Source organism: Leisingera sp. ABD4_442 (genome assembly GCF_056160905.1).
Window position 1 is genome coordinate 1 of the sequence record NZ_JBSWYB010000015.1, and the last position, 25767, is coordinate 25767.

Here is a 25767-nt window from a genome sequence, read left to right on the forward strand (position 1 = left end):
GCACATCCGCATACCAAGGCGCCTCGGCCGGCCAGGGGTTCAGATTGGCCAGGCTATCGCCCGGATAGGCCTCCGCAAAGTTCTTCTTGTAGACATCGCCGGAGAAGCCGTCGGCGCCCAGAACCGGCGAGTTGTAGCCGTGGCTGTCAATCGCTTTGCCTGCGGGCTCCTGCTCGTAAGCATAAGAAATGAATGCATAAACCTGCTCTTCATTCTGTGCGCCCACTGGCATTGAGATGCCGTCAACCCAGGCCATCGCGCCCTCAACCGGCGCCTGGTAATGCACCGGCTCGCCTGCGGACTTCAGCGCCAGCGGCGGGCCGTCCCAGGTCTGGCCAACCACGACGCCTTCGTTCAGCAGGCCGTTTTTCTGGGTGTCCGCATCGTTCCAGATCAGTTTGATGCGGGACTTTCGCGCCACGCACCAGTCGGTGACCTGCCCCCAGACCTTGCGCATGGTCTCTTCGTCGTCATAGGCAGCCCAGATCGAACCCGGCTCCATCTCGCCCGAGGCTTCCATGTAAAGGCCTGCACCCAGCATCATGGAATGTGCGCGGCCCATGGTCTTGCCTGCGTTCTCTTCCGACCAGACGTCACCGTAGGACGGTGCGTCCCCTGCCGGCAGCCACAGGTCGGTCCGGTAGGCGATGCCCTCGGTGCCCCAGATATGCGGCAGCCAATGAACGCCGCCGCCGCCGAAGTTCCAGGCATCGGTGCCAATCTTGGCCATTGCCGGGTTCACCGCGTCGATGTTGACCTTGCTCATATCGAAGGGTTTCAGCAGTTCCAGCGGGCCCCACTGCAACGAGCGATTGTTAGTCGGCGAGACGATATCGAAGCCCTGGCCCTTGGTGGCCTTCATCTTGTTGATGATTTCCTCGTTGGAGCCGATACCGGTGTAGTTCACCTTGATGCCAGTCTTGGCTTCAAAGCCCGCGATAAATTCCGGTGGCAGGTAGTCCGACCACATCAGGATGTTGATTTCACCCGAAGACGCCAGCGCGCTTTTCGAGTAGAGCGGCGCTGCCAAGGCAGCAGCCCCGGCACCCTTCAGCACTCCGCGCCGCGAAATCGATGTTTTTACAGCCATTTGATTTGTTCTCCCTTTGGACTGTTTTCGTTGTTTTTGTTGTTTCAACTGTCAAACCTTGCGAAGGCTTGAATGTCTCCTACAGTGACAGTTTTAAAAACTGATAAGGCCAGATCACCCGGCAAGCCGCCTGGCATGGTGCCAGTTCACGCTGTGCTCTCAGTCCACCGGCAGCCTATTCTATTGCGCTTAAAAACAATCACCGTGCCTGCAGTGTGCGCCCGCCAGCGCGGGGCGTCAACGATCAAGCGTTTGCAATATGGGAAGAAATCATAGTCCGATTGCGGGAACCGCATGACGCGGTGCTGATTTTGTGGAAGATAGGCGGCATGGCGCACCATTCTTCCCGCAAAGATCTGAGCCTCAGAGCACTGGAACTTTTCCAGGCCGCGGCGCGGAAAAATTCCCTTCAGGAGGTCGCGGCCGAAACCGGTCTGTCCATCAGCACAGTCTCGCACCACTTGCGCAATCTCGAAGAGCATCTCGGCACGGAGCTGTTCGACCACAGCCGCAGGCCCATGGTGCTGACGCCAAGAGGGCAGATTTTTCTGCGCAATATCAACGAGGCGTTGCAAGCCATCCGCAAGGCCAAAGCAGAAGTCTCAGCCGGGAATATTACAGAGGCAGTCCAGCTGCGGCTCGGCTCGATCGAGGATTTCGACAGCGACATCCTGCCCGGACTGGCAGTTTTTCTCGCCCGCCACATGCCGCGCTGCGATTTCCTATACCAGACGGAGTCCAGCCACGCGGTCATTGCTATGCTGCACGACCGCAAGCTTGACCTTGGCATCACAACCACCCCGGCAGAGCCGCTGCGCGACCTGCAGGATACGCCGCTGCTCAGCGATCCATTCACCGTTGTGCTGCCGAAAACCTGCGATGTGCCGGCTCAGGACCTCTTTGAAGGCCGCGGCGAACTGCCGTTTCTGCGCTACTCCGCAGCCCAGATGATGTCCCGTCAGATCGATTCGCACTTGCGGCGCAACGGTTTCGCCCTGCCGTACCGGTTTGAATGCGCCAGCAACCAGACCCTGCTGGCGATGGTGGCCGCCGGTGCCGGCTGGGCGGTCACAACACCGCTGCATTACGCACGCGCCCGCCGGTTCCAACCGCAACTCCGGCTTGAAGCCTTCCCGGGAAAGAGCTTCGCGCGCACCCTGTCGATCCTGTCTACGCCTGACTGCGCGGCCTCTGTTAGGGAATTGGTGCACAGCAGGATGCGCAGCCTGATCAGCAGCCATGCACTTCAGCCGCTGCACGAAGCCTACCCCTGGCTGACCAGCCGTTTCACGCTGCTGCCCTGATCACGGGACCAGGTGTCTGGCCCAGGGATATTGGGAAAACCCTGGACTAAAATTCCGATTTTTTCTGATCAAAGCCGTGCAGGATTGCCCTGCACCACAACTGCGCGCTTACTCCGGGGCAGTGTTCAGCGGAGGCCATTCATGAAATCGCGCACCAAGGTTGTTGTGATCGGCGGCGGCATCGCCGGCTGCTCCACCCTCTACCACCTCACCCAGGAAGGCTGGAGCGATGTCGTTCTGGTCGAACGCAACGAACTGACCAGCGGCACCACCTGGCATTCGGCGGCGCAGGTGACCAACTTCGGCATGAATCAGACCATGGTCGGGCTGAAGACCCACTCGATCAACCTGTACAAGAAACTGGCCGAAGATCCAGAATACCCGATCAACTACCACCACGGCGACGGCGGCATCCGTATGGCCAATACCGAGGCGCAGATGCAGGGCTACCGCCATTTCGCCTCGATGGCGCGCGGCATGGGCGTGCATTTCGAAGTGATCGACGCCGAAGAATGCGCCCGCCGCCACCCGCTGATTTCCACCGACAACCTGATTGGCGGGCTATGGGACCCGCTGGACGGCGACATAGACCCGGCGCAGCTGTGCCAGGCGCTGGCCTATCACGCCCGCAAGGCCGGCGCCGAGGTCTACCGCCACACGCCGGTGACCGCCCTCACTCAGCACAAGGACAACACCTGGACCGTGCATACCGAGCACGGCGACATCGACTGCGATATCGTGGTCAATGCCTGCGGCTACCGGGTGAACGAGGTCGGCGCGATGATGGGCGTGCACCACCCCGTCGCCTCGATGGAGCACCAGTATTTCCTGACCGAGGACATTCCCGGCATCGTCGAGGCGGGCCACCGGATGCCTCTGATCCGCTGCCCGATCTCGGACTACTACTGCCGCCAGGAAAAGAACGGGTTGCTGATCGGTTTCTACGAGCACGACTGCAAGACCTGGGGCATGGACGGCATCGATCCGAACTTCGTCAACGCTCTCTGCCCCGACGACCTGGAGCGGGTGATGGACGTGCTGGAGGGCGCGTTCGAGCGGATGCCTGCATTGCGCGAGACCGGCATCCGCTCCATCGTGAACGGTCCGATCACATATACCATCGACGGTGCGCCGCTGATCGGCCCGATCCCGGGCAAACGCAACGCCTTCTGCGCCATCGGTCTGCGTGCGGGCCTTGGCGAAGGCGGCGGCCACGGCTGGCTGCTGGCGCAGATGATCGTGCACGGCGAAGCCTGCTATGACACCTGGTGTCTGGACCCGCGCCGCTTCTCCGGCCATGCCAACTTTGAACTGACTGCCCTCAAAGCGATCGAAGACTACCAGAACGAATTTCGCTTCCACTTCCCGCATGAGCACCGCCCCGCAGGCCGCCCGGCGAAGACCACACCGCTCACCCCAGTCATGGCCGCCGAGGGCGCCGAATTCACCGTGGTGAACGGCTGGGAGCGGGTGGAGTACATCAAGCCTTCGCCGGACTTCCATCCTTCGCTCAGCTTCAATTTCGACGAAGCCTTCGATGTGGTCGCCGCGGAAGTGAAGAATGTGCAGGAGAACGTCGGCCTCGCCGAGGTCAACGGTTTCAACCGGTTCGAGATCACCGGTGCAGATCGCCACAGCTTCCTCGACCGCATGTTCTGCGGCGCCGTCACCAAACGCGCGGGCCGTGCCGGGCTGGGGTACCTCCTGAACCACCAAGGCATGATCAAGGGCGAGGCCACCGTCGCCAACCTCCCCGCCTCGGACCGCGGGCCCGAACGCGTTTGGTACGGCTCTGCCGCTGCCAGCGAATTCCATGACATGGACTGGCTTACCCAGCACATCCGCGGGGGCGAGGACGTGCAGATCCGCTCCCTCACCAATGACCAGACCATCCTGGTCCTGGCCGGCCCCCGGGCAAGGGACGTACTCTCAGCCTGCGCCCGGGGTGACTGGTCGGTTGAGGCCTTCCCTTGGCTGTCGGTGCGCGAATGCTTCATCGGCTTTGCCCCGGCCACGGTGATGGGCGTCAGTTTCTCGGGCGAGCTGGCCTATGAAGTCCACGTCCCCAACGCCTCGCTTTACGCTGCCTATCTGGCACTGCGGAAAGCGGGTGAGAAACACGAGCTGAAACTCTTCGGCGCCCGCGCGCTGGAATCGATGCGGATGGAGAAAGGCTTTCTGCATTGGAAAGCCGATCTGATCACCGAGTTCGATCCTTTCGAGACCGGGCTGGACCGGTTTGTCAAATTGGACAAATGCGATTTCATCGGCCGTGACGCCCTGGAGAGACGTCAGACCGAAGGCGCCTGCAAAAAGCTGGTCACGTTGCAGATCGGTACCACCCACGCCCCGGCCCACGGCGGCGCCTCGTTGATGCAGGAGGATAGGGTTGTAGGCACCGTGACCTCCGGCGACTGGGGCCACCGGGTGGGGATGAACCTGGCCTATGCCTTTGTCGAGCCAGAGCTGGCGTCAGAGGGCAGCACCATGCAGCTCGACCTCTGCGGCGATCTGGTTGGCGCAACAGTCATCGCACCTTCCCCTTATGACCCGGAATTCACACGGATCCGTGGATAACATTCTGCCCGGCCGAGAGGCCGGGCCGCGCCGACCCGCCCCCATGGGGCGGCGCGATGCGCCACCCCGCGGGTCTTTGCGGCCCTTAGCAGCTAGAACGGACACCGCTTATTAAGAAAACGCCCAGGAAGTTCCGGGCGTTTTCGTTTGCGTGACAGCGGCAGAAATCAGCTGCGGCCTTTCCACGGCACCAGCCAGTTCTCGGCCTTGCGCATAAGGATATCGATGCCATAGCCGATGATGCCGATCAGCACGATGCCCATGATCACGATATCGGTCAGCTGGAACTTCGACGCAGCGATGATCATCATGCCAGCCCCTTTTTGCGCAGCCACCAGTTCGGCGGCCACAACCGTGCCCCAGCAGACACCCATCGCCACCCGCGCGCCAGTAAAGATTTCCGGCAGCGAGTTCGGCACGATCACATGCCGCATGATCTGCCACTTGGAGGCGCCCAGCGAATAGGCCGCGTGGATCTTGGAGATATTTACCCCGGAAACCCCGGCCCGCGCCGCAATTGTCATGATCCAGAGAGCGGCGAGGAACAAGAGAACGATCTTGCCGGTCTCCCAGATGCCGAACCAGATGATCACCAGCGGGATCAGTGCCAAGGGCGGCACCGGCCGCATGAACTCGACAATCGGATCGAACCAGCCGCGGAACCAGCCGCTTAGACCCATGGCATAGCCTAGCGGAATGCCCACGATCGCCCCAGTTACAAACCCCGCGATCACCCGTGTCAGCGACCAGCCCAGATGCTGCCACAGCGAGAAGTTCTGATAGCCGTCCGAGGCGATTTCAAAGAACCGGGAAACTACGGTTTCCGGTGCCGGCAGCCAGATCGGATTCATCTGCATCCCCTGATGCGGGGTAAAGCTGATCGCCCCCTTGCCGGTCAACGTCACGGTGCCGTCGCCGGTATCCACCGCGCCATCCGCACCAATCGCCTCGCCGTTGATGGCAACAATCCTGGCGCCCGCCTTGCGCTTGGCCTCGTCGTTCTTGTCGAACAGCAGCGTGGTCGAGCGCCCGGCCTGCGCCGCCAGCGCGTCATTGCTGGCAAAGCCGCCCCCGGCTTCGACTTCGAACTTCTCGACATCTTCGCCAAAGCCAAAGACCCGCACAGTCACCTCGGCATCGTCCGTCGCGCCTTCGGCGTTTTCCAGCGTGTAGGTAAAGGTGGTTTCACCGGTAAACGGCCCCGGCACATGGATCGGGATCAGTTTTGAGCCGGTGAAGGCTCCCCAGATGATAAAGATCACCAAAACCGAAATAATCGAGGCCGCCCGGTCCGGCGTCACAGCGCTTTCATCGCCGAAAGTCACCGTCTTCAGGCTGGTGAAATCCTGCCGGGACTGCATGCCGCGGCGGATCAGGTGGACCAAAAAGAAGGCGCCGGCAAACAGCGCAACATAGAAAAGAAGGACTGTCATGCAACCTGCTCCGTCCGGCCCATGATCTCCTCTTCCATCTCCCAGATCATTGAGAGGATCTCATCCCGCGTCTCGGCAAAGCCTTCGGATTTCTTCACGTCGCGCAGGTCGGCATTCACGCCGCGCTCGGCAAACGGCAGCTGGTATTCGCGGTGGATACGCCCAGGACGCGGCGCCATCACGATCAGGCGCTCCCCCAGCAGCAGCGCCTCCTCCACCGAGTGGGTGATCAGGATGATGGTCTTGCCGGTCTCTTTCCAGAGCTTCAGCACCAAACCTTGCATCTTCTCCCGCGTCAGCGCGTCCAGCGCGCCCAGCGGTTCATCCATCAGGATCACATCCGGCTCATTGGCCAGGCAGCGGGCCAGCGCCACCCGCTGCTGCATACCGCCCGACAGTTCATAAACCGCTTTTTCCTTGAAGTCCTGCAGGCCGACGATTTCCAATAGGTGGTCCGAGATCTTCTCCCGCTCGGCCCTGGCCATGCCCTTCATCCGGGGGCCGAATTCCACGTTGTCGCGCACGTTCATCCACTCGAACAAGGCGCCTTTCTGGAACACCATGCCGCGTTCGGCATCGGGGCCTGTTACCACATGGCCGTTCAGCTCTACCGCACCTTCGGTGGGGGCCAGAAAGCCCGCCAGAATATTCAGCAGCGTGGTCTTGCCGCAGCCTGACGGACCCAATACCGACAGCAGTTCCCCCGCCTGCAAATTCAATGAAACGTCTTTCAGCGCCTGAACCGAGCTGCCATTGGGCAGATCAAAACGCATGGAGACACTCTTGATATCCAGTCCCGACATCTCTTCCCCTTCCTGTTAGGGTCGGCAAACACCGCCCTTAAACCGCAGACGCGGACGGCCCGGGATCCGGGCCGTCCGACTTGACCGGTGTGCCCCGGTTCAGTTTACCGCGGCCTCCAGCGGCCCGCTGTCGACGGCGCCGTCATAGGATTCCAGCGCAGCCTCAATGCTGCCCGCGTTCACGAACACATCGGCAACGCCCTTCATGAAGCTCTGCGCGCCGCCGCCCAGCCATTTGCCGGACAGCTGATCCTCAGCCGAGGGAAAGCTAAAGGTCGCAATGGTGGCCTCGGCATCCGCCAGGTCCATACCTGCATCCTTGGCGATCACCGGCAGCATCTCATCCTTGCTGCCGCCCGCGTTCCACATCGCATTGGCATCTGCGGTCACCTTCAGGAACTTGCTCAGAAGTGCGCCTTCTTCGGCGATAAAGCCCGCCGGCGCGCTGGTCACGTCAAACACCAGAATGCCCAGCTCTTCCTTCTCGGCACCAGTCAGCAGAACGTTGCCGTGTTCCAGCATCCGCCGCAGCGCACCGCCCCAGCCGCAGACCATGTCCAGGTTGCCTTGGGCAAAGGCCGCCGCGCCGTCCGCGGGCGCCATGTCGACGATTTCCATCGAGCCGATATCCACACCGAAGTGCGCCATTTGCGACAGGAAACCGTAATGCGCGGCAGTGCCGATCGGCACTCCCACCTTCTTGCCGTTCAGCTCGCCCGCGTTGGATTTGTCGATTTCCAGCGCTTCGGCCACCACGCAGTTGTCGTTGTCGGAATAGCTGACGGCCACATCCACGGTCTGGATGTCCTGCCCTGCCGAGGTGGCCACCACAAACGGCGGAACGCCCTGGCTCACGGCAATCTGCACGTCGCCTGATGCCATCGCCGCCGACATTGCGGTGCCGGTGTCAAAGGAGACCCAGTTGATCTTGACGCCCATCTCTTCTTCATAGGTGCCATTGGCCTTGGCGAACTGGAACGGCATCGGCCACTCCAGGAAATAGGCAACTGTGATTTCGTCCAGCGCCGAGGCAGAAGTGGCCGAAACCGCGGCCGCAGCTGCACAGGCTGTTGAAAGCAGATACTTTTTGATCATATTGTTAGTCCTCCCAGTTGACACGCCGGACCCGTTCACTGCAGGTCTTGAGGCTTGGATTTTTGCACGGCAAACCATATCCGGGAAGCAATTTCACTGTAGAACAAAATTACCCTTGCGGCTAAAGTAAAACTTAGTTTCGATTTTTACGGAACATTTTGCGCTAATCAAAGGACAGCATATGCAGACTGCAAGGGAGGACGGCATATGCACAAGACACTGAGCCTGCGCTGGCTGGAGGTGTTCCAGCTGATTTCCAAGTCGGGATCGATCCAAAAGGCGGCTGCGGAAACCGGCCTGTCGATCAGCACCGTATCCAACCACCTGCGCAGCCTGGAAAGCGCGCTTGGGGTGGAACTGGTGGACCACACCCGCCGCCCGATGGGGCTGACCCCAGCAGGCGTGGTTTTTGCGCGCTATGTCTATGATGGGCTAATGACCCTAAAACGCGGCGAGGCGGAAATCCGCTCCGGCAGCTGGCAGCATGCCACCGACCTGCGGATGGCGCTGCTGGATGACTTCGACAATGAAGTCGGCCCCGAGTTGTTCCAGTTCCTGTCCACCGCCCTGCCCCGCTGCAGCTTCCGCCACTACACCCGCCCCAGCCACGAAATCATCGAAAAGCTGCAGGAGCAAAAGCTGGATGCAGGCGTCGCGACCCGCCCGTCCGGATTGCTGCCCGACCTGATAGAATATCCGCTGATGCGCGACCCATTCATCCTGGTGGTCCCGGCAGCCTATGCCGGCAGCGTCGAGGACCTGACCAAAGCTGACGCGCCGCTCCCGTTCCTGCGCTACTCCCGTGACCACACCATCGGCAAGCAAATCGAAACTCAGCTGACCCGTCTCAAGATCGCGCTGCCCAACCGGTTCGAGCTGGAATGCAACCAGTCAATCATCGGCCTGGTCTCGGAGGGCAGCGGCTGGACGGTCACCACCGCCGCCAGCTACCATCGTGCAGCGCGCTTTCATGACAAGGTCAAAGTGGTGCGGTTTCCCGGCAAAAGCTTTGCCCGCACGGTGTCGCTGTTCACCACCAACGTCTACCCGGCCGCCACCTCGCAGCTGATCCACGAGGCGCTGCAAAAGTCCCTGCGCCACCACTTCACAGATCCGATCAGCATCCGTTTTCCCTGGCTGGCCGAAGAGTTCAGAACTTTGCCCGCGCAAGAGGCATAGGATCAGGCTGCAATTCGAAACAAACATTCGTGTTTCTCGAAACCAATGCGCCGCCGCTTGACCGCCCGGCCCGCCGGACGCTGTCTTAGGCGCACTCCGCATCCTGTGTCTTTCTGCGCAACCGGCGGTTTTTCGAGGAACATAAGCCCATGGCAATCACCCATCTAAAGCAAGCCCAAGCACGCCCCAACACCGAAAGCCGCGATATCCGCGACACAGTTGCTGTCATGCTGGCCAACATCCGGCGCGAGGGTGAAGACGCGGTGCGCCACTATGCGGAAAAACTGGATGGCTGGACCGGGCCCATCGTGGTGACTGACGCCCAGCGCCGCGCGGCCTGCAACCGGGTTTCGCAGCAAACCAAGGACGACATCCAATTCGCCCACGCCAATATCCGCCGCTTTGCCGAGGCGCAAAAGGCCACTATGGGCGAATGCGAGGTCGAGGTGATCCCCGGCCTGATCGCAGGCCAGAAACAGATCCCGGTTTCCAGCGCCGGCTGCTATGTGCCAGGCGGGCGCTACAGCCATATCGCCAGTGCGCTGATGACGATCACCACCGCCAAGGTGGCTGGCGTGCCGCACATCACGGCAGTATCCCCCCCGCGCCCGGGCAGCGGCATTCCCGACGCCATCATCTATGCGATGGACCTGTGCGGCGCCGACCTGATCCTGAACCTCGGCGGAGTGCAGGGCATCGCTGCCATGGCCCAGGGCCTGTTCGGCGCCCAGCCCGCCGACATCCTGGTTGGCCCCGGCAATTCCTATGTGGCAGAGGCCAAACGGATGCTGTTCGGCGAAGTCGGCATCGACATGTTTGCCGGACCGACGGACTCGCTGGTGATTGCCGACCACACCGCCGAAGTGGAAACCGTCGCCTGGGACCTGGTCAGCCAGGCGGAACACGGTGCCGACAGCCCGGTCTGGCTGATCACCACCAGCGAGAGCCTGGCCAAGGGCGTGATGGCCCGTGTACAGGGCTTGATCGACAAGCTGCCCGAACCCAACCTCTCCGCCGCCCACCGCGCCTGGCACGAACGGGCCGAGGTGGTCCTATGCGGCAGCCGTGAAGAGGCCGCTCAGGTCGCCGACCGCTACGCGCCCGAGCATCTGCAGGTACAGGCTGAGAACCTTGACTGGTGGCTGGACCGCCTCTCCGCCTATGGCTCGCTGTTCCTGGGCAAGGAGACCACGGTGTCCTTCGGCGACAAGACTTCCGGCCCCAACCACGTGCTGCCGACCAGCGGTGCGGCGCGCTATACCGGCGGGCTATCGGTACACAAGTTCACCAAGACCGTGACCTGGCAGCGCTGCAACACCGCCGCCTCGCATGAACTGGCCCAGCGCACCGCCCGCATCAGCAGGATGGAAGGCATGGAGGGCCACGCCATCGCCGCCGAACTGCGGCTGATGCCCGAGACCGCCTAAGACCTTACCGGAACACTGCCCTCAGGACGGCGTCTCCAGCTGCTGGTCCAGATCAACCGGCCCCAGCACGGCATCGTCAGGTATACCGTCGAACCCGGCGACAGTCCCGCCATAGCGTCGCGCAAACCGCGCTGCCGCCTCTGGCGAGGCAAACGGCACCACCTCAGGCGCGCCCATGCCGCCTGCGACGTTGGAGCCGACCACAAAATGCGCGCCATTGGCATCAATCCAGTTATTGGTGCCGGGATGCTCCCAGTTCGCCGCCGCGCCCATGTCGCTCACATAGATCGCGGTGATCTCCGCATCCCGTTCGGGACTTTTCACATAGGCCGCCAGATCGCGCACCTGGGCAAAGAACAGCGGTGCAGGGAAACCGTCCAGATGGATCTGCCCCTTCGGTCCGCCATGTTCGGCCACATTCATCTGGCAGAAATAGCTCAGCGCAGCCTCGGTCAGCTCCACGGGCGCGGGCGGCGCTTTGGCTTCTTCTTCCCGGCACGCGGCCAGAACCAATGCGGCGGCAAGGAACAGGCGTTTCATGGCTCTACCCTCCGGAACGCAGCGCAAGCCAGAGCAAAGCCCAGCGCGGGCCACAGCGAGAGCGACAGCGGTGCCGCCCAGCCGGGCAAGGCGCTGGCCGCACCCGCCATGCCGCTGGACAGGGCCACGCTTTCCGAGGCCGCCACGTTCCACAGCCGGAACGCGTCCGCCGGGTTGGCGACCATCACCCAGGGGAAGATCTTCTGAGTAAAGACCCCGCCGCTGTCCATCACCACCGCACCCAGCAGACCCAGGTCATAGAGCACCACAAATACCAGCCACACGCCCGCAGACAGGCCCGCCGCGGCTGTTGCACCGCTGCTGAGCGCTGACAAGGCATAGCCCAACACCAGGAAAACGGCCCCCAACAGGATCGAGGTCAGCACCAGCCGCCCCAATGCCACCAGGCTCTCAGCGCCGGCGCCGCCGAACCAGGCAGCAATGGCCCCCGCTGCGCCAAAGCCGATGCACATGGCAACCGCCAGGGCAGCCAGATGGGCCATCAGCTTGCCCAGCAGGATCTCAGCCCGTCCCGCCGGATAGGCCAGTAACAGGGCAAGGCTGCCCCGGTCGCGGTCGCCTGCCACCGCATCGAACCCCATCATCAGCGCCAAGAGCGGCGCCAGGTAGACCGACAGGGTGGTCATTGAGGCCACCGAGACGGTCAGCATGTCCACCCCCAACGTTCCCGTCGGCGCCGATCCAGCAAAGGACAAGGCCAGCGCAAAGGCGAGCATGATCAGCGTGGCCATGAACAGCCAGCGGTTGCGGCGCAGGATCAGCATCTCGGCACGGGCAATGGCAAAGGCACGTCTCATTTGCGGTCCTCCCCGGAGTAATGGCGATACAGGTCTTCCAGCCTCGGCGGCACCATGTCGATATCGGCCACCGCATCGCCCATGGCGGCGATTTTGCGCAGCTCGGCCATCTTGTCCTGCGGTGAACACAGGATCTCGACCGAGGCACCGTTGATCCGCCGCCCGCCAGTCTCCACCGCAATCCGGTCGGCGTGCGCGCCGCTGACCTGCACCCGCAGCTTCACCGGCAGCCCGGCCTGGGCCGACAGGCCCGCCAGAGTGTCATCCGCCACCTTTGCGCCCTTGCGCAGAATGGCGATACGGTCAGTGCGCGCCTCCACCTCGGTCAGCGCGTGGGAGGCGATCAGCACCGCCGCGCCCTGCTCTGCCAGTTCATTGATAATGGCATAGAGGTCCTGGCGCGAGATCGGGTCCAGCCCGCTGGTGGGTTCATCCAGCAGCGCCAGCTTGGGGCGGCCCAGCAGCACCTGCGCCAAGCCCAGCCGCTGCCGCATCCCCTTGGAATAGGCGCCGATGCGGCGATGCATGGCCTCGCCCAGGCCAACCCGTTCCAGCAGGCCCTCGATGTCAGCGCGTTCACCGGCAAGGCGGGCAAACAGCGCCAGCTGTTCATGCCCGGTCAGCGCCGGGTGAAAACTGACCGCCTCTGGCAGAAAGGCCGTGGCCGCCCGCGCCGCAGCACTGCCGGGCGCCGCGCCGCAGATGCGGATACTGCCGCCCTCATGCCGGATCAGGCCCAGCACTGCCTTGATCAATGTCGACTTGCCCGCACCGTTGTGGCCCAAGAGCGCCAGCCGCTCACCCGGCGCGATGTCCAGATCGATGCCATGCAGCACCTGCGCCTTGCCGCGGAACTTGTCCAGCGCGCGGATTTGCAGAGGAACCTTATCCATCCTGTTCAACCTTTCTGGCAGCCTCGGGCCGCTCGGGGACCATCAGCGGGTGGCTGTCGATCACCCCGCCGGGCAGCAGCGCTGGAAACGCCGACTGCGACCAGCGCACCAGCTGCACCGCGGGCGAACCCATCAAGAGTTTCGCCGCCGGCTGGGTCCACAGCACATGGTCCATGCTGTCGTTGGGACGGTACGGCGCATCGGCGATGCCATCCCCGTCCACATCAAAACCTGCGAAGTCGGACCAGTAGTTGCCCCGGCCCTCCTCGCTCCATTCCACCCATTTGGTGGAGACGAATTTCACTTGGTGCCGGTTGCCGACAAAGGCGTTCCCAACCATCCGGTTGCCGTCACTGCCGGCGGTGAAGTGGATGCCGATACCGCAGCCCTCGAACCAGTTGCCGGAGAAGTCATTCTTGTGGGCGTTATAAAGGAAGGTGCATTTGTCCTTGGCCCCCTTCACATAGTTGCCGCGCACCTCGCCCTGGTTGGCGTAGTTCAGCATCACCCCGTGGTCGCGGTCATTCAGCGAGACATTCCCGGTCACCTTGACCCGTTTGGAGAACATCACCGCATAGCCCAAGTGATTGCCGATCGAGACATTGCCCGAGACCTCGGAATTGTCGGCATACATGTAATGCACGGCAAACCGCAGATCGCGAAACACGTTGTTGGTGAAGGCATTCTTCTTGGAACTGTTCACAAAGATCCCGTCGCGGCCAAATCGGATCTCGTTGCCGTCCACCACAGCGCCCGGCGCGTTCCAGACATAGACCCCGTTGCCGCGGGCATTCATGTGCCGGTCGAGACGCCCCTCGATCCGGTTGCCCTGCACCAGGCTGTCCCGGGCGCCGTGAATATCCACGCCGTAAAGGTTGCCTAGCAGCACATTGTTCAGAATCTGCGGCGCCTTAGCGGTCTTGGTAAGTTTGATGCCGCTGTCGATCTCCTGATGCGAGGAGCCGGAGCCGACAACGGTTAGATTCTGAACGGTCACGCCCGGCCCGGTCACGGTGATCACCGATCCCTTGCCCTGCCCGTCCAATGTGGCCTTGCCCTGCCCGTCCAGAATGACAGGCCGGTCCAGCACCAGGGTTTCGGCGTATTCGCCGGGGGCGAGGCGGAGGGTGTCGCCATCCGCCGCCAGCGCCAGTGTTTCAGCGATGGCCCCTGCCCGGTTGGGCACGTCCCAAGTGGCCGCCCAGGCGGGTGCCAGACAGGTCAAAGCCGCAACCAAGGATATAGGCAGGAGCCGTTTCATGGCTTACGCGCTCCGCGGCTCAACCAGCATCCGGCCACGCATCTCCATGTGCAGCGCGTGGCAGAACCACTGGCAGTAGTACCAATGCACGCCGGGACGCTCAGCCACAAAGGTAACCGAGGCAGTGGCCATCGGCCCCACTTCCATTGCGATGCCGAAGTTCGACAGGCAGAAGCCGTGGGTCAGGTCGTCGATATCATCCAGGTTGGTGACATAGACGGTGACCTCATCCCCCTGCTTGACGGTGAACTTCTCCAGGCTGAAGTTTGGCGCCTGGCTGGACATATAGACCCGCACCTTGTTGCCGTCGTGCACGATGGTGTCCTGCCAGTCGTCCAGGTCCACACCGTCGGCCTCGGCCTGGGCGCGCGCCTCCGACCACATCGGGTCGTTGCGGTCCCAGATGCTGGCCGGGTTCACCTTGGAGCGGTGCACGATGATCGAGTCATGCGGCTCAGCAAAGGTCGGCCCGTCGTGCACCACCTTCATCTTGTCGCCGGAGATGTCGATCAGCTGCTCGTTCTCGGGCTTCAGCGGACCGACGTTCAGGAACCGGTCCTTGGAGAACTTGTTCATGGAAATCAGCCATTTGCCGTCCGCCTCGGCGGTCTCGCCCATGGAGGTGGAGTTGTGGCCCGGCTGGTACTGCACATCAACCTTGTCCATAATCGGGTCCACATCGGCGCCCGCATAGGCCTCGATCGCCTTGGCGATATCCCATTTCACCACCTGGCTGTCCAGGAACAGAGTGGTGTAGGCATAGCCGCGGTTGTCAAAGGCAGTGTGAAGCGGGCCAAGGCCCAGCTGCGGTTCCGCCACGATGGCCGAGCGCGGGTCGGCATCGCCGTCAAACAGCGCGTCCAGCTTCTCGACGTCGATCACCGAAACAGTCGGCGACAGCTTGCCGTTGACGCAAACGTGCTTCTTGTCCGGTGCGGTGTTGATGCCGTGCGGTGAGTTCGGGATCGGGATGTAACGCGTCAGTTTGCCCGGCGCGCCTTTGCGCCCGTCAACAACCTTGGCGCCGTTCAGCTCCTGATAGTCGCCCGCCTCGATGGCGGCTTCGATCGCCGCAATGTTGAAGACAACCACGTGGTCCAGCTCGTTCTCGGTCATCTCGGCCAGGGTCATCCCCATTTCCGAGTTGTAGGAGGTCGAGTAGGCGTATTTGCCCTGGTAATCGCAGTCGGTGTTGTCCAGGTTGCCCGAGACGATCACCTGCCAGGCAACTTCCATGGTGTCGCCGTCGATGGCGGAGAAGATGTTCACGTATTGCGACGGGTCATCCAGGATCTGGCCGTCGTTGATCAGCGGCGCCTCGTGCTCGCCGTTGGCAAAGACATAGCCGGTGCGCGGGAACTTCTGCGGGCGCAACCCGTGGATGTCCTTGGCGTTGGGGATCTCGATGATCTTGTCGCATTTCATCACATCGCAGCGCACCCGGGCAACGCGGGTGTTGGCCTTGTCGTTCATGAAGATGTAGCGGCCGTCATAGGTGCCATCAGTGAACGACATATGCGGGTGGTGCAGGTCGCCGTTGTCATAGGTTTCCTTGCCGTTGGCAGCCAGGAATTCCTTGGTCTCAGGCAGCAGGCCCTCGGTCAGGATCTTCTTAGACTCGTTGGTCTGGCCCCAGCCGGTGGCAGAGCAGCGGTTGAAAACCGGGATCCGCATCAGTTCGCGCATGGACGGAACGCCCAGAATGCGCAGCTCGCCGGTCTGGCCCGAGGACCAGAAGCCATAGTATTCATCCAGTTCGCCCGGCTCCAGGTTGACGCCTGCCGCCTGTGCAGGCTTGGCGCCCAGCAGCGCGGAGCCGGCACCGGTGGCCGCCAGAACGGCGCCGGAGGCAGTGGCCCCCAGAAGGCCGCGGCGGGTGACGGGCAGTTTGTTTTTCAGGTCTTCAGACATGATGTCCTCCTTCAGGAAACTTTGATCCTGTTCGCGTTGGGGTGATTGGCCGGCGGCCGGCCGAGAGCAACGTCCGGTCCGGGTGCACCAGTTTTGGCCCGGCGTTTCAGCTGTTTGATCACAACCGGGCATTTGGCTTCGGATTGGTACAGAACCTGGCAATGCAGGCAGTTCACACATTCGTTCGGGTTGATCTCACCGGTCGGGTGAATGGCTTGAACGGGGCACTCGTTTGAACAGGTCTGACAGGGGTGTCCGCATTCGTGGTAGCGCTTCAGCCAATCGAACATGCGCACCCGCGCCGGGATCGCCAGCGCCGCGCCCAGCGGGCACAGGTAGCGGCAGTAGAAACGCTCTATAAACAGACCCAGTCCCAGCAGCACCAGCGCAAAGACTACAAACGGCCAGTCGCGCACGAACTTCAGGATGATCGCGGTCTTGAACGGCTCCACCTCTGCATATGTCTCGGCCAGCGGGATCGACACCATCGAGATGCCGAACAGCCCAAGAAAGATCATGTATTTCGCAGGCCAAAGCCGCTCATGCAGGCCCCACGGCAGGGTGATCTGCGGCACTTTCAGAGCGCGGGCAATCTTGTTGGTCAGCTCCTGCAGCGCACCGAACGGGCACAGCCAGCCGCAATAGGCGCCGCGGCCCCAGAACAGCAGTGCTGCAGCAACCGCAAACCACTGGATAAACACCAGCGGGTCCAGCAGGAAAGCATCCCAGGAAAACCCGCTGCGCAAGGAACCCGCCAGCGCCATCAGGTTCACCACGCTCAGCTGCGCATTGGCGTACCAGCCCAGGAACACCAGCGTGACGGTCAGATAGCCGATGCGGAACCAGTAGAAAGTGCGCGCATTCACGGTCGCCTGGAACTGGAAGAAGAACACCCCCGTCAGCACCAAGAGCATCACGCCCAAGACACCGATCTCGACGGTGCGGTCCTTCCAGATCCGCTGCCACAGCGCCGCCTTGGCGGCGGCTTCATCCGTGGCATCCTCCACCACTTTGGGCGCAGGCGCGGCGGGCAGCAGATACTGCTCTGGCAGTTTGTAGCCGAGGTCAAAGGTCAGGAACGACCGCTCCAGCGCACCCACCGCCCGCTGTACCAGCAGCTGCAGCCGGAACGGCTCAGCAGGGTCGAACTCCGCATCGGCCGGGATCTTGAACAGGTCCAGCTCGGTGAAACTTGGGCTATCGTCCGTGGCCAGCGCGCCCAGCCGCTTGTGCTGCTTATCAAAGAACCGCACTGAGGCATCGCCTTGGATCAGCTGGATCCGGTCGAAGATGCCGCCGCGCACATAGCCAGAGCCCTTGAAGCTGTAGCTGCCGCGCCCCAGCACCAGAATGGCCTGCTCACCCTCTTTCAGCCAGCTCTGCAGGTTCTTGTACTCGGCCTCGCCCAGCAGCGACTTGCCGATTGACGGCACCGAGACCAACGCCACATGCATGTCGATGAAAGTATCCCCGGGCTCGCCCGCCTCGGGCCGCTTGATCGCGCGTTCGTCGCCGGTCGCCTCAAAGGCCGCATTGATCTGGCCCACGTCCAGCGTCATCCGCCGCACAGAACCGTCCCCTGCCAGCGTAGTCCAGTCCGACACCTCCCCACGGGCCATATCGACTTCACGCTTCGGCCCGTCCGGCTGCACCGGCGACAGACCGCCCAAACCCAGCGCGCGGGCCACCTTGATCCCGGCGCGCACCAGGCTGTCGTCGATCACCATGATGGTGACCGTCGCGCCCGAGATGATGTCCAGGTCATGCGCATCGCCGCCCGCCGCCGCCTCGGCCTTCAGATCCAGCCCGGCATAACCTTCGGTCAGCTTGACCATTTTCGAGTTCGGGATGCCGATCAGCACAATCGGCTCAGAGTGCTTCACCAGCTTCACACCGGTCAGCACCGCATCGGTGTCAATCGCCGCCACCACATGGATCGGCTTGCCGCTGTAGCCGGTGGTGCCGACAAAATCGGAGGTCAGGAAAGCATAGGCGACGGTCTCGCCGCCCTTCAGAACAGGTGCCACCGGCACATCGCTGCGCACCGGGCCAAAACCCTCGGCGCCGGGCACCAGGTCGGCAGGTGTCAATTCTGTCAGGAAGGAGTCGAGGCTGTCTGCCTCAGCCGCCGCTGCAAAAAGGGCGGCAATTGTCATCACAAGGGCTGTCAGCCAGCCCCGGAAGGCGCGTGTCAGGACCATGGCGCCTCTCCTTTTTCTTGAGTGGCTGCCACGGACGCGCGCAGGGCGCGTTCGGATTCTATCTCTTTCACTAGCGGAGGCCCGCGGCCCTCATGCCAGTATTGTGCCGGGTTCGGCTGCACCGCGGTGCCCGCAGGCAGCAGCACGGCGCAATCCGCCGCCCGGCTGATCCCTGATGTTTGAAGGAATGCCGTAGCGGCCCCGGTCTCAGCCGCGCAAAGGGCGCAAGTGCTGCATTTGGGGCAATCCTGCCTGTCTTCGCTGTCCTCGGCAGCGACCTGGATCTGCTGCACGCCGAACTCGCCGCAGATCTCAATCCATTCGCCGCTGGCTGCGGCCTGCCCCGCTCCAGGGAAGGCCACCTGCAGCACCAGCATGAAGACCGCACAGATCCCCGCCAGCCGCCGGAACAGCCCGGCGCGGCAAGCAGTGGATATGAAAGGAGTGCGCGGCATCTGTTACAAGATTCTCTTGCTGCATTTGCCGCTGACACTACTGGGAACAGCAGAGCCGCAATTTGATGTATGTCAGATTAACTTGATTTTTTCAGCCGGTCTCAAACCGCGGTCAGAATGGGCTAATTCCCTGTCGCATCAGCCTTTCTCAAACCGCCGGAAAGCCAGTGCAATCACGCCCGCAATTGCCATGTAGACCAGCGCCAGCAGCAGCAGCGGTTCATAGACAATAAACGTATCCGCCCGGACGCGCGAGGAAACCGCATAGATCTCCACCACCGTGATCGTCGCCACCAGCGGCGTCGCCTTCAGCTGCAGGATGGTTTCGCCACCCAAGGTGGGCAGCACGTTGCGCACCGCCTGCGGCAGCCAGATCCGGCGGAACATGGTGAAACGCGGCATGCCAAAGGACTTCGCGGCCTCCAGCTGCCCCTTGGCGACGCCGGAAAACGCGCCCCGCATCACTTCGCCTTCATAGCCCGCATAAGACAGCGTCAGCGCCAGCACAGCATAGGGCCAGGCCTGCCGCAGATACGGCCACAGCTCCGACGAGCGGATCCATGGAAACTGCGGAAACAGCGACCCCAGCCCATAATACAAAAGCCAGATCTGCAGCAGCAGCGGCGTGCCGCGGATGATGGTGCAGAAAGTGCGCGCAGGGATCGACAGATACCAGGGCCCCACCGCCTGCGCCAATCCCAGCGGCACCGCCAGCATGAACCCCAGGAAGGTCGAAACCGCCAGGATCCACACCGTGGCCCACAGCCCCTCCAGCGCCAAGGGTGCATATTTCGGGATCCAGTCCCAGCGCAGCGAAACGGCGCACCAGATCACGATGCCAGCAAAGACCAGCATCATCACGATGCGGTGCGGCTGCATCAGCTCTTTCACGGGGATCATGCCGTGCCCCCCTTCAGCGAAGGCTGGCCGCGGCGTGCCCATTTCTCAACCCGGGCAAAGACCGCGCCGGAACACAGGGTCACCATCAGGTACAGAAACCCCGCAGCCAGGAAGAAGGTGAAGTAAGCCCGCGTGCTGCTTGCCGCCTGCCGGGTTTCCAGCGTCAGCTCATTAAAGCCGACCACCGCCAGCAGTGCCGTGTCCTTGGTGGCGATCAGCCACAGGTTCGCCAGCCCCGGCACCGCAAAGCTCATCATCGCCGGGATCGTCACCCGCCGCATGATCATGAAGGCGGGCATGCCGTATGATTTTGCCGCCTCGATCTGCCCCACAGGCACTGCCTTGATGGCGCCGCGCAGCACTTCGGTGGCATAGGCCCCCTGCACCACGCCCAGAACCCAGATGCCGGCCGCAACGCCGTTGATCTCAACCCGGCCGCCGCCCATCGCGGCAGAGATCTTGTTGATGATATCGCTGCCCACGTAATAGAGGATCAGGATCAGCACCAGCTCAGGCACCGCCCGGATCACCGTAGTGTAGATGGCGAGAAGATCACGCGTGACCTTCCCGCCATACAGTTTGCCATAGGCCCCGAACAGCCCGATCACCAGCCCCAGCCCAAAGGCGCCAAAGGCGATTTGCAGCGAGTTGGCAAGCCCACGCAGCAGGTTGCCTCCCCAGCCCGACAGCGACAGCAGCTCCGCGCTGGCGCCGAGGCCCAGTAATTCAAGCAGTCCGGTCACGGCAGCACCTTAGTAGATGCTGGTGGTGAAGTATTTGGCGGTGATCTTCTCATGGGTGCCATCCGCCAGGATCGCCGCGATACCCTTGTTCAGCGCCTCGCGCAGCGTGTCGTCACCCTTGCGCACGCCGGCACCCACACCACGGCCCAGGATCGCCGGGTCGTCCGCAACTGCACCCTTGATCTCGCAGCAGCTGCCGGTGTCGGAATTCACGAAATCCGCCATCGCGATGCTGTCCGCTTGGGTGGCGTCAATGCGGCCCGCAAACAGATCCTGGTTGGCCTCGTCCTGGGTTTGATAGACCTTCAGTTCAGCGCCGGTGAAATGCGCCTGCGCATAGGCCTGGTGGGTGGTCGAGGCCTGAATGCCAAGGATCTTGCCCGCCAGCGAGTCCGGCGTCGGCTCGATATCCATCGACTTGTCCGCAACGATCACCGCCGGGGTGTTGTAATAGGCATCAGAGAAGTCGATGGTTTTCAGCCGCTCTTCCGTGATCGACATGGAGGCCATGATGGCGTCGATCTGCTGGCCGGTCAGCGACGGAATGATGCCGTCCCAGGCCACCGGCGTGATCACGCAGTCCAGCTCAGCCGCGGCGCAGACCGCATTGATCACTTCGATCTCCCAGCCGGCCCAGTTGCCCGAGCTGTCGAGCGAGGAAAACGGCGGGTAAGGCTCGGCCGCGATGCCGATCTTGACCTGTTCAGCGGCAGCGGCGCCAGCAGTCAGGGCGGCAGCTGCGGTTGCCGCAGCAAGCAATGTTTTCAGTTTCATGAGGTTCTCTCCCTGTTGATTTTATTGGGCTCTTCTTGTGTCAGGCAACTGAGCTCAGGAATTGCTTCAGCCGTTCTGATTGCGGATTGCCAAAGACCTCGGCAGGCGGTCCCTGCTCTTCGATGCGGCCCTGGTAAAGGTAGACAACATGGTTCGCGACCTCGCGCGCGAACTTCATTTCATGGGTGACCAGCAGCATGGTGCGCCCCTCGGCGGCAAGATCGCGGATCACCGTCAGCACCTCGCCCACCAGCTCCGGGTCCAGCGCTGAGGTCGGCTCGTCAAACAGCATCGCCGAGGGATCCACCGCCAAGGCGCGCGCAATCGCTGCCCGCTGCTGCTGCCCGCCCGAGAGATAGGCCGGAAAGGTATCCTCCTTGCCGCCCAGCCCGACCCGCTCCAGCAATTTGCGGGCGCGCTCGACGGCTTCAGCCTTTGGCACCTTCAGCACATGGACCGGCACCTCGATCACGTTTTCCAGCAGCGTCCGGTGGGTCCACAGGTTAAACTGCTGAAACACCATCGCCAGCTTGGTGCGGATACGTTCGATCTGCTTCTGATTGGCCGGGCTGCCGTCGCCCCGCATCGCAACTTCCTCGCCGCCGATCACGATTTTCCCTGAGCTCGGCGTCTCCAGAAAGTTGATGCAGCGCAGCATGGTCGACTTGCCCGACCCCGAGCCGCCGATGATCGCAACCACATCGCCCTGATGTGCAGTCAGGTCCACGCCTTTCAGCACCTCCAGATTGCCAAAGGACTTGTGCAGCCCCTCCACCCGGATCGCCTCCCGGCGCGCTTCCGGCTCCTGAACTGATGCGGCGGCTGCGGCTGTGTCCATTGTTGCGTCACCTCGAATTTTCCGATTGCAGTAAGCCGCGATCCCAGTAATTATGCAAGTGTATAATTTCTCCGCCCGGCAAAAAGGGAGCTAAGGTGAGCGAGGAGCGCAAAAAATTCAAACGCGAGTCGGCCGAATCCCGGCAGGAAGCGCTGATTCTCGCCACGCTCGAACTGGTGGCCGAGAAAGGCGTGCGCGGTGCCACGGTGCGGGGAATCGCCGAACGCGCCGATGTGACCCAGGGTCTGATCCGCCACTATTTCAGCTCCAAGGAAGATCTGATCACCGCCGCCTACGAGCACCACATGAACCAGATGACGGACGACACCTTTGCTCCCGGCGCGGCAGAGGGCACCGCCCGCGCACGGCTCAGGGCCTTTGTCGACGGCTCATTGACGCCGCCGGTGGTCGATCCGCGGTCGCTGGCACTCTGGGCCAGCTTTCTGAACAAGGTGCAGAATGATGCGCAGATGAAGGCGACGCACGAGCGCACCTACGCCTATTTCCGCGACCAGCTTGAGGGCCTGATCAAGGCCGCGCTGGAGGAAGCCGGCCGCCCTGCCCCCCCTGCCCGCCTGCGGCAGCTGGCGATTGCCTGCAACGCGGTGATCGACGGGCTGTGGCTGGAAGGCGGCGCCCTGCCGGACGCTTTTGCGCCCGGCGAACTGGTTGAAATCGGACGGCAATCCGTTGCCGCCATCGTTGAATTGGATCTAACGCAGGAGGCTGAAACCTGATGAGGCTGACAGCAATCACCGAACGCCTGACCGGATTGGGCGGCGGCAAATGGGAAGTGCACTTGAAGGCGCGCGAACTGGCCGAAAGTGGCGCCGACCTGGTCGAGATGACCATCGGCGAGCCCGACGTGCCCGCCCCGCAGGAGCTGCTCGACGCAGCAACGCAGGCCCTGCAATCAGGCCGCACCTGCTATTCCAACGGCCGCGGCGAGGCCGGGCTGTGCGCCGCCCTGGCCGAGTCCTACACCGCCAGCCGCGGCCGCCCGTTCACCCCGGAAAACATCCTCTGCTTCCCGGGCACCCAGACCGCACTCTATGCCGTCATGCAAGGCGTCGCCGAGGCAGGCACCGAGGTGCTGGTGGGCGATCCGATGTATGCCACATACGAGGGCGTGATCCGCGCTGCCGGAGCAAATCCCGCGCCGGTTCCGCTGCGCCCCGAGGCCGGTTTCCGCTTGCAGGCTGCCGATATTGCCGAGCGCATCACCCCGCGCAGCCGTGCCATCCTGCTGACCACTCCGCACAACCCCACCGGCGCCATTCTGACTGCCGAAGACCTGCGCGCAATCGGCGAGCTGGCCATCAAGCACGACCTCTGGATCATCTCAGATGAAGTCTATGAGCATCTGGTGTTCGAAGGCGCCAAGTTTGTCTCGCCGCTGTCCGACCCTGCCTTGGCCGACCGGGTGATTGCGGTCTCCTCAATCTCCAAGTCCCACGCCGCCCCGGGCTTCCGCAGCGGCTGGTGCGTCGGTCCCGCAGAGTTCTGCACCGCACTGCTGCCGGTCTCGGAAACCATGCTGTTCGGCAACCAGCCTTTCATCGCCGACATGACCGAAAAGGCCGTGCGCGAGGGCTCCTCGGTCGCCGCCGGCATGGCCGCCCGCTTCTCCGCCCGCGCGGCCCTGCTGGAACAGCGGCTGCACGGCGAGACCGGGCTGACCGTGCACCGCCCCGATGCCGGCATGTTTGCCCTCGTGAATGTCGCCGCCACCGGCATGGACGGCGACGCTTACGCCTGGGACTTGCTGGAGCATGGCGTCTCCGTCATGCCGGGCTCCGCCTTTGGCGCCAGCCTGCGCGACTGGGTGCGGGTCGCACTCACCATCGACGACAGCAAATTCGCCACTGCACTCGACCGCATTGTGGCCCACGCAAACCGCACGAAACGGAGCGTTGCATGACCAAGCAAACAGTTGGTGAGGCGCTGGTCGCCAGTCTCAAGGAACGCGGTGTCTCCTGCGTCTTCGGCATTCCCGGCGTTCACACGGTAGAGCTTTACCGCGGCCTCGCCGCCTCCGGCATCCGCCATGTCACCCCCCGCCACGAGCAGGGCGCGGGCTTCATGGCCGACGGCTATGCCCGGTCCTCCGGCAAACCCGGCGTTGCCTTCGTGATCACCGGCCCAGGCCTCACCAACACGCTGACCCCGATGGCCCAGGCGCGGGCGGATTCGGTGCCGATGCTGGTGCTCTCCGGTGTCAACGCCAGCGGCACGCTTGGCAAGGGCCACGGACACCTGCATGAGCTGCCGGATCAGCACGCGCTCGCCAAAACCGTAGCGCTGGTCTCAGAGCATGTCTCTCAGCCGGAGGAGCTGAGCACCGCCCTCGACCACGCCTTTGCGCCCTTCTCCGCTGGCCGCCCCGGCCCCACCCACATCCAGATCCCGCTGGACGTGGCAGGCACCGCAGCAAACGGCGGCCTGACCGCAGAAGACACCGCCAAACCGGCGCTGGACCCGGCCCAAATCGCGCAAGCCGCAGACCGGCTCTCCACAGCCAAACACGTGGTGATCCTGGCCGGCGGCGGCGCGAAAACCGCGGGCGCAGACCTGCAAGCCCTGGCCGAACGCCTCGACGCGCCGGTGGTGCAGACCGTCAACGCGCGCGGGTTGATGCACGGCCATGCGCTCACCGTCCCGGCCAGCCCCAGTCTGCAAGCCGTCCGCACCCTGATCGAGGACGCCGATTGCGTTCTGGCACTGGGAACCGAACTCGGCCCCACCGACTACGACATGTATGCCACCGGCAGCATGGCGGCGATGGAAGGTCTGATCCGGGTCGACATCTGCCCCGGGCAGCTGGCCCGCCACAACACCGCGCTCGCCATCCAGGGCCGCGCTGACGAGGCGGTCTCCGGCCTGCTCGCAGCCCTGCCCGGCAAGTCGAACCAAAGCGAGGGTGCTGCCCGCGCCGAGCAAGCCCGCGCTGCGGCCTTTGAGGAAATCGGCCCGGATTACCGCGCCCAGGTCGAGGTGCTGAACGCCATGCGCGCAGCGGTTCCGGAGGCGCTGATGGTGGGCGACTCCACCCAGCCGATCTATGCCGGCAACCTCTATTACGACCACGACCGCCCCGGCGGCTGGTTCAACGCCGCCACCGGCTACGGCGCACTAGGCTATGGCATCCCCGCCGCCATCGGCGCCGCTATCGCTTCACCCGAAACCCCGGTGATCTGCATCGCAGGCGACGGCGGCGCCCAGTTCTCGCTGCCTGAGGTCATGGCCGCCGTCGATGAAAACCTGCCCATCACCTTCGTGCTGTGGAACAACCGCGGCTATGGCGAGATCGCCTCCTCTATGGAGGCCGTCGACGTCGAGGTGGTCGGCTGCGACCCCACCCCGCCGGAATTTGCCGCCACCGCCGCCTCCTTCGGCATCCCCTTCACCCGCGTGCCCCAAGACCCGCAGGCCATCGCCGCTGCACTGATCGAAGCGCAAGCGCGCAATGCGCCGTCCATCGTGGAAATCGAAATCACCGGCCCCGCGCCGGAGCAGGAGTAACCC

General features: G+C 63.1%; 22 protein-coding genes. 7 read left to right on the top strand and 15 right to left on the bottom strand.

The window, feature by feature from the left end; genetic code table 11:
• Positions 1 to 1090, bottom strand: a 1090-nt coding sequence (locus ACXAHG_RS12935) for an extracellular solute-binding protein (protein WP_475057916.1), incomplete at its 3' end; no start/stop codon positions are given.
• Between the two features lie 302 nt (positions 1091 to 1392).
• Between ACXAHG_RS12935 and ACXAHG_RS12940 the strand changes: the two genes are divergently transcribed.
• Both ACXAHG_RS12940 and ACXAHG_RS12945 read left to right on the top strand, forming a co-directional pair.
• Positions 1393 to 2394: a LysR family transcriptional regulator gene (locus tag ACXAHG_RS12940; RefSeq protein ID WP_475057919.1), complete on the top strand. Its 1002-nt coding sequence runs from the start codon at positions 1393 to 1395 to the stop codon at positions 2392 to 2394.
• Between the two features lie 141 nt (positions 2395 to 2535).
• On the top strand, positions 2536 to 4971 hold the full coding sequence (locus ACXAHG_RS12945) for a GcvT family protein (RefSeq protein WP_475057921.1): 2436 nt from the start codon (positions 2536 to 2538) through the stop codon (positions 4969 to 4971).
• A gap of 167 nt (positions 4972 to 5138) precedes the next feature.
• On the opposite strand, the gene ACXAHG_RS12950 is transcribed toward ACXAHG_RS12945, so the two are convergent.
• The 3 genes from ACXAHG_RS12950 to ACXAHG_RS12960 all read right to left on the bottom strand — a co-directional run bounded on the left by ACXAHG_RS12950 (position 5139) and on the right by ACXAHG_RS12960 (position 8302).
• On the bottom strand, positions 5139 to 6404 hold the full coding sequence (locus ACXAHG_RS12950) for an ABC transporter permease (RefSeq protein ID WP_475045046.1): 1266 nt from the start codon (positions 6402 to 6404) through the stop codon (positions 5139 to 5141).
• Positions 6401 to 7207 carry a taurine ABC transporter ATP-binding protein gene (locus tag ACXAHG_RS12955; protein ID WP_475045048.1) on the bottom strand — a complete coding sequence of 269 codons (807 nt, stop codon included), beginning with the start codon at positions 7205 to 7207 and terminating at the stop codon, positions 6401 to 6403. The genes ACXAHG_RS12950 and ACXAHG_RS12955 overlap by 4 nt, the downstream gene beginning before the upstream one ends.
• A 99-nt stretch (positions 7208 to 7306) precedes the next feature.
• A complete protein-coding gene (locus ACXAHG_RS12960; protein ID WP_475045050.1) occupies positions 7307 to 8302 on the bottom strand; it encodes a taurine ABC transporter substrate-binding protein in 996 nt (331 codons plus the stop codon).
• Between the two features lie 207 nt (positions 8303 to 8509).
• Here ACXAHG_RS12960 and ACXAHG_RS12965 point away from each other — a divergent pair, with 207 nt between their 5' ends.
• Positions 8510 to 9481: a LysR family transcriptional regulator gene (locus tag ACXAHG_RS12965; protein ID WP_475045052.1), complete on the top strand. Its 972-nt coding sequence runs from the start codon at positions 8510 to 8512 to the stop codon at positions 9479 to 9481.
• 149 nt (positions 9482 to 9630) lie between these two features.
• The gene (gene hisD / locus ACXAHG_RS12970) at positions 9631 to 10908 is read left to right on the top strand and encodes a histidinol dehydrogenase (protein WP_475057924.1); all 1278 of its coding nucleotides are present in this window, start codon (positions 9631 to 9633) and stop codon (positions 10906 to 10908) included.
• Between the two features lie 21 nt (positions 10909 to 10929).
• Here hisD and ACXAHG_RS12975 read toward each other — a convergent pair whose 3' ends face one another.
• From ACXAHG_RS12975 to ACXAHG_RS13025, 11 genes are all read right to left on the bottom strand, one after another.
• Positions 10930 to 11448: a nitrous oxide reductase accessory protein NosL gene (locus ACXAHG_RS12975; protein WP_475057926.1), complete on the bottom strand. Its 519-nt coding sequence runs from the start codon at positions 11446 to 11448 to the stop codon at positions 10930 to 10932.
• Entirely contained in the window at positions 11445 to 12266 is an 822-nt protein-coding gene (locus ACXAHG_RS12980) for an ABC transporter permease (protein ID WP_475045056.1), read from the bottom strand. Before ACXAHG_RS12980 ends, ACXAHG_RS12975 begins: the two co-directional genes overlap by 4 nt.
• Positions 12263 to 13159 (bottom strand): ABC transporter ATP-binding protein, encoded by an 897-nt coding sequence (locus tag ACXAHG_RS12985; RefSeq protein ID WP_475057929.1) that lies wholly within the window; start codon positions 13157 to 13159, stop codon positions 12263 to 12265. The genes ACXAHG_RS12980 and ACXAHG_RS12985 overlap by 4 nt, the downstream gene beginning before the upstream one ends.
• Positions 13152 to 14420, bottom strand: coding sequence for a nitrous oxide reductase family maturation protein NosD (locus tag ACXAHG_RS12990; protein WP_475057932.1), 1269 nt, complete (start codon positions 14418 to 14420; stop codon positions 13152 to 13154). Before ACXAHG_RS12990 ends, ACXAHG_RS12985 begins: the two co-directional genes overlap by 8 nt.
• 3 nt (positions 14421 to 14423) lie before the next feature.
• Positions 14424 to 16331, bottom strand: coding sequence for a TAT-dependent nitrous-oxide reductase (gene nosZ, locus ACXAHG_RS12995; RefSeq protein WP_475057934.1), 1908 nt, complete (start codon positions 16329 to 16331; stop codon positions 14424 to 14426).
• Positions 16332 to 16342: 11 nt separating this feature from the next.
• Entirely contained in the window at positions 16343 to 18532 is a 2190-nt protein-coding gene (locus ACXAHG_RS13000) for a 4Fe-4S binding protein (protein WP_475057936.1), read from the bottom strand.
• On the bottom strand, positions 18523 to 18987 hold the full coding sequence (locus ACXAHG_RS13005; protein ID WP_475057938.1) for a hypothetical protein: 465 nt from the start codon (positions 18985 to 18987) through the stop codon (positions 18523 to 18525). Before ACXAHG_RS13005 ends, ACXAHG_RS13000 begins: the two co-directional genes overlap by 10 nt.
• Positions 18988 to 19125: 138 nt before the next feature.
• Positions 19126 to 19887: an ABC transporter permease gene (locus tag ACXAHG_RS13010; RefSeq protein ID WP_475057940.1), complete on the bottom strand. Its 762-nt coding sequence runs from the start codon at positions 19885 to 19887 to the stop codon at positions 19126 to 19128.
• Entirely contained in the window at positions 19884 to 20630 is a 747-nt protein-coding gene (locus ACXAHG_RS13015) for an ABC transporter permease (protein WP_475045064.1), read from the bottom strand. The genes ACXAHG_RS13010 and ACXAHG_RS13015 overlap by 4 nt, the downstream gene beginning before the upstream one ends.
• A 9-nt stretch (positions 20631 to 20639) precedes the next feature.
• Positions 20640 to 21404, bottom strand: a complete 765-nt coding sequence (locus ACXAHG_RS13020) for a transporter substrate-binding domain-containing protein (RefSeq protein ID WP_475057943.1) — start codon at positions 21402 to 21404, stop codon at positions 20640 to 20642.
• A gap of 40 nt (positions 21405 to 21444) precedes the next feature.
• Positions 21445 to 22242, bottom strand: a complete 798-nt coding sequence (locus tag ACXAHG_RS13025) for an ABC transporter ATP-binding protein (RefSeq protein ID WP_475057945.1) — start codon at positions 22240 to 22242, stop codon at positions 21445 to 21447.
• Between the two features lie 95 nt (positions 22243 to 22337).
• On the opposite strand from ACXAHG_RS13025, the gene ACXAHG_RS13030 reads away from it, so the two are divergent.
• From ACXAHG_RS13030 to ACXAHG_RS13040, 3 genes are read left to right on the top strand one after another with little or no spacing between them, the layout of a single operon-like run.
• A complete protein-coding gene (locus ACXAHG_RS13030) occupies positions 22338 to 22979 on the top strand; it encodes a TetR/AcrR family transcriptional regulator (protein WP_475057948.1) in 642 nt (213 codons plus the stop codon).
• Positions 22979 to 24163 (top strand): pyridoxal phosphate-dependent aminotransferase, encoded by a 1185-nt coding sequence (locus ACXAHG_RS13035; protein ID WP_475057950.1) that lies wholly within the window; start codon positions 22979 to 22981, stop codon positions 24161 to 24163. Before ACXAHG_RS13030 ends, ACXAHG_RS13035 begins: the two co-directional genes overlap by 1 nt.
• Entirely contained in the window at positions 24160 to 25764 is a 1605-nt protein-coding gene (locus ACXAHG_RS13040; protein WP_475057953.1) for a 5-guanidino-2-oxopentanoate decarboxylase, read from the top strand. The genes ACXAHG_RS13035 and ACXAHG_RS13040 overlap by 4 nt, the downstream gene beginning before the upstream one ends.
• The last annotated feature ends 3 nt before the right edge of the window (positions 25765 to 25767 follow it).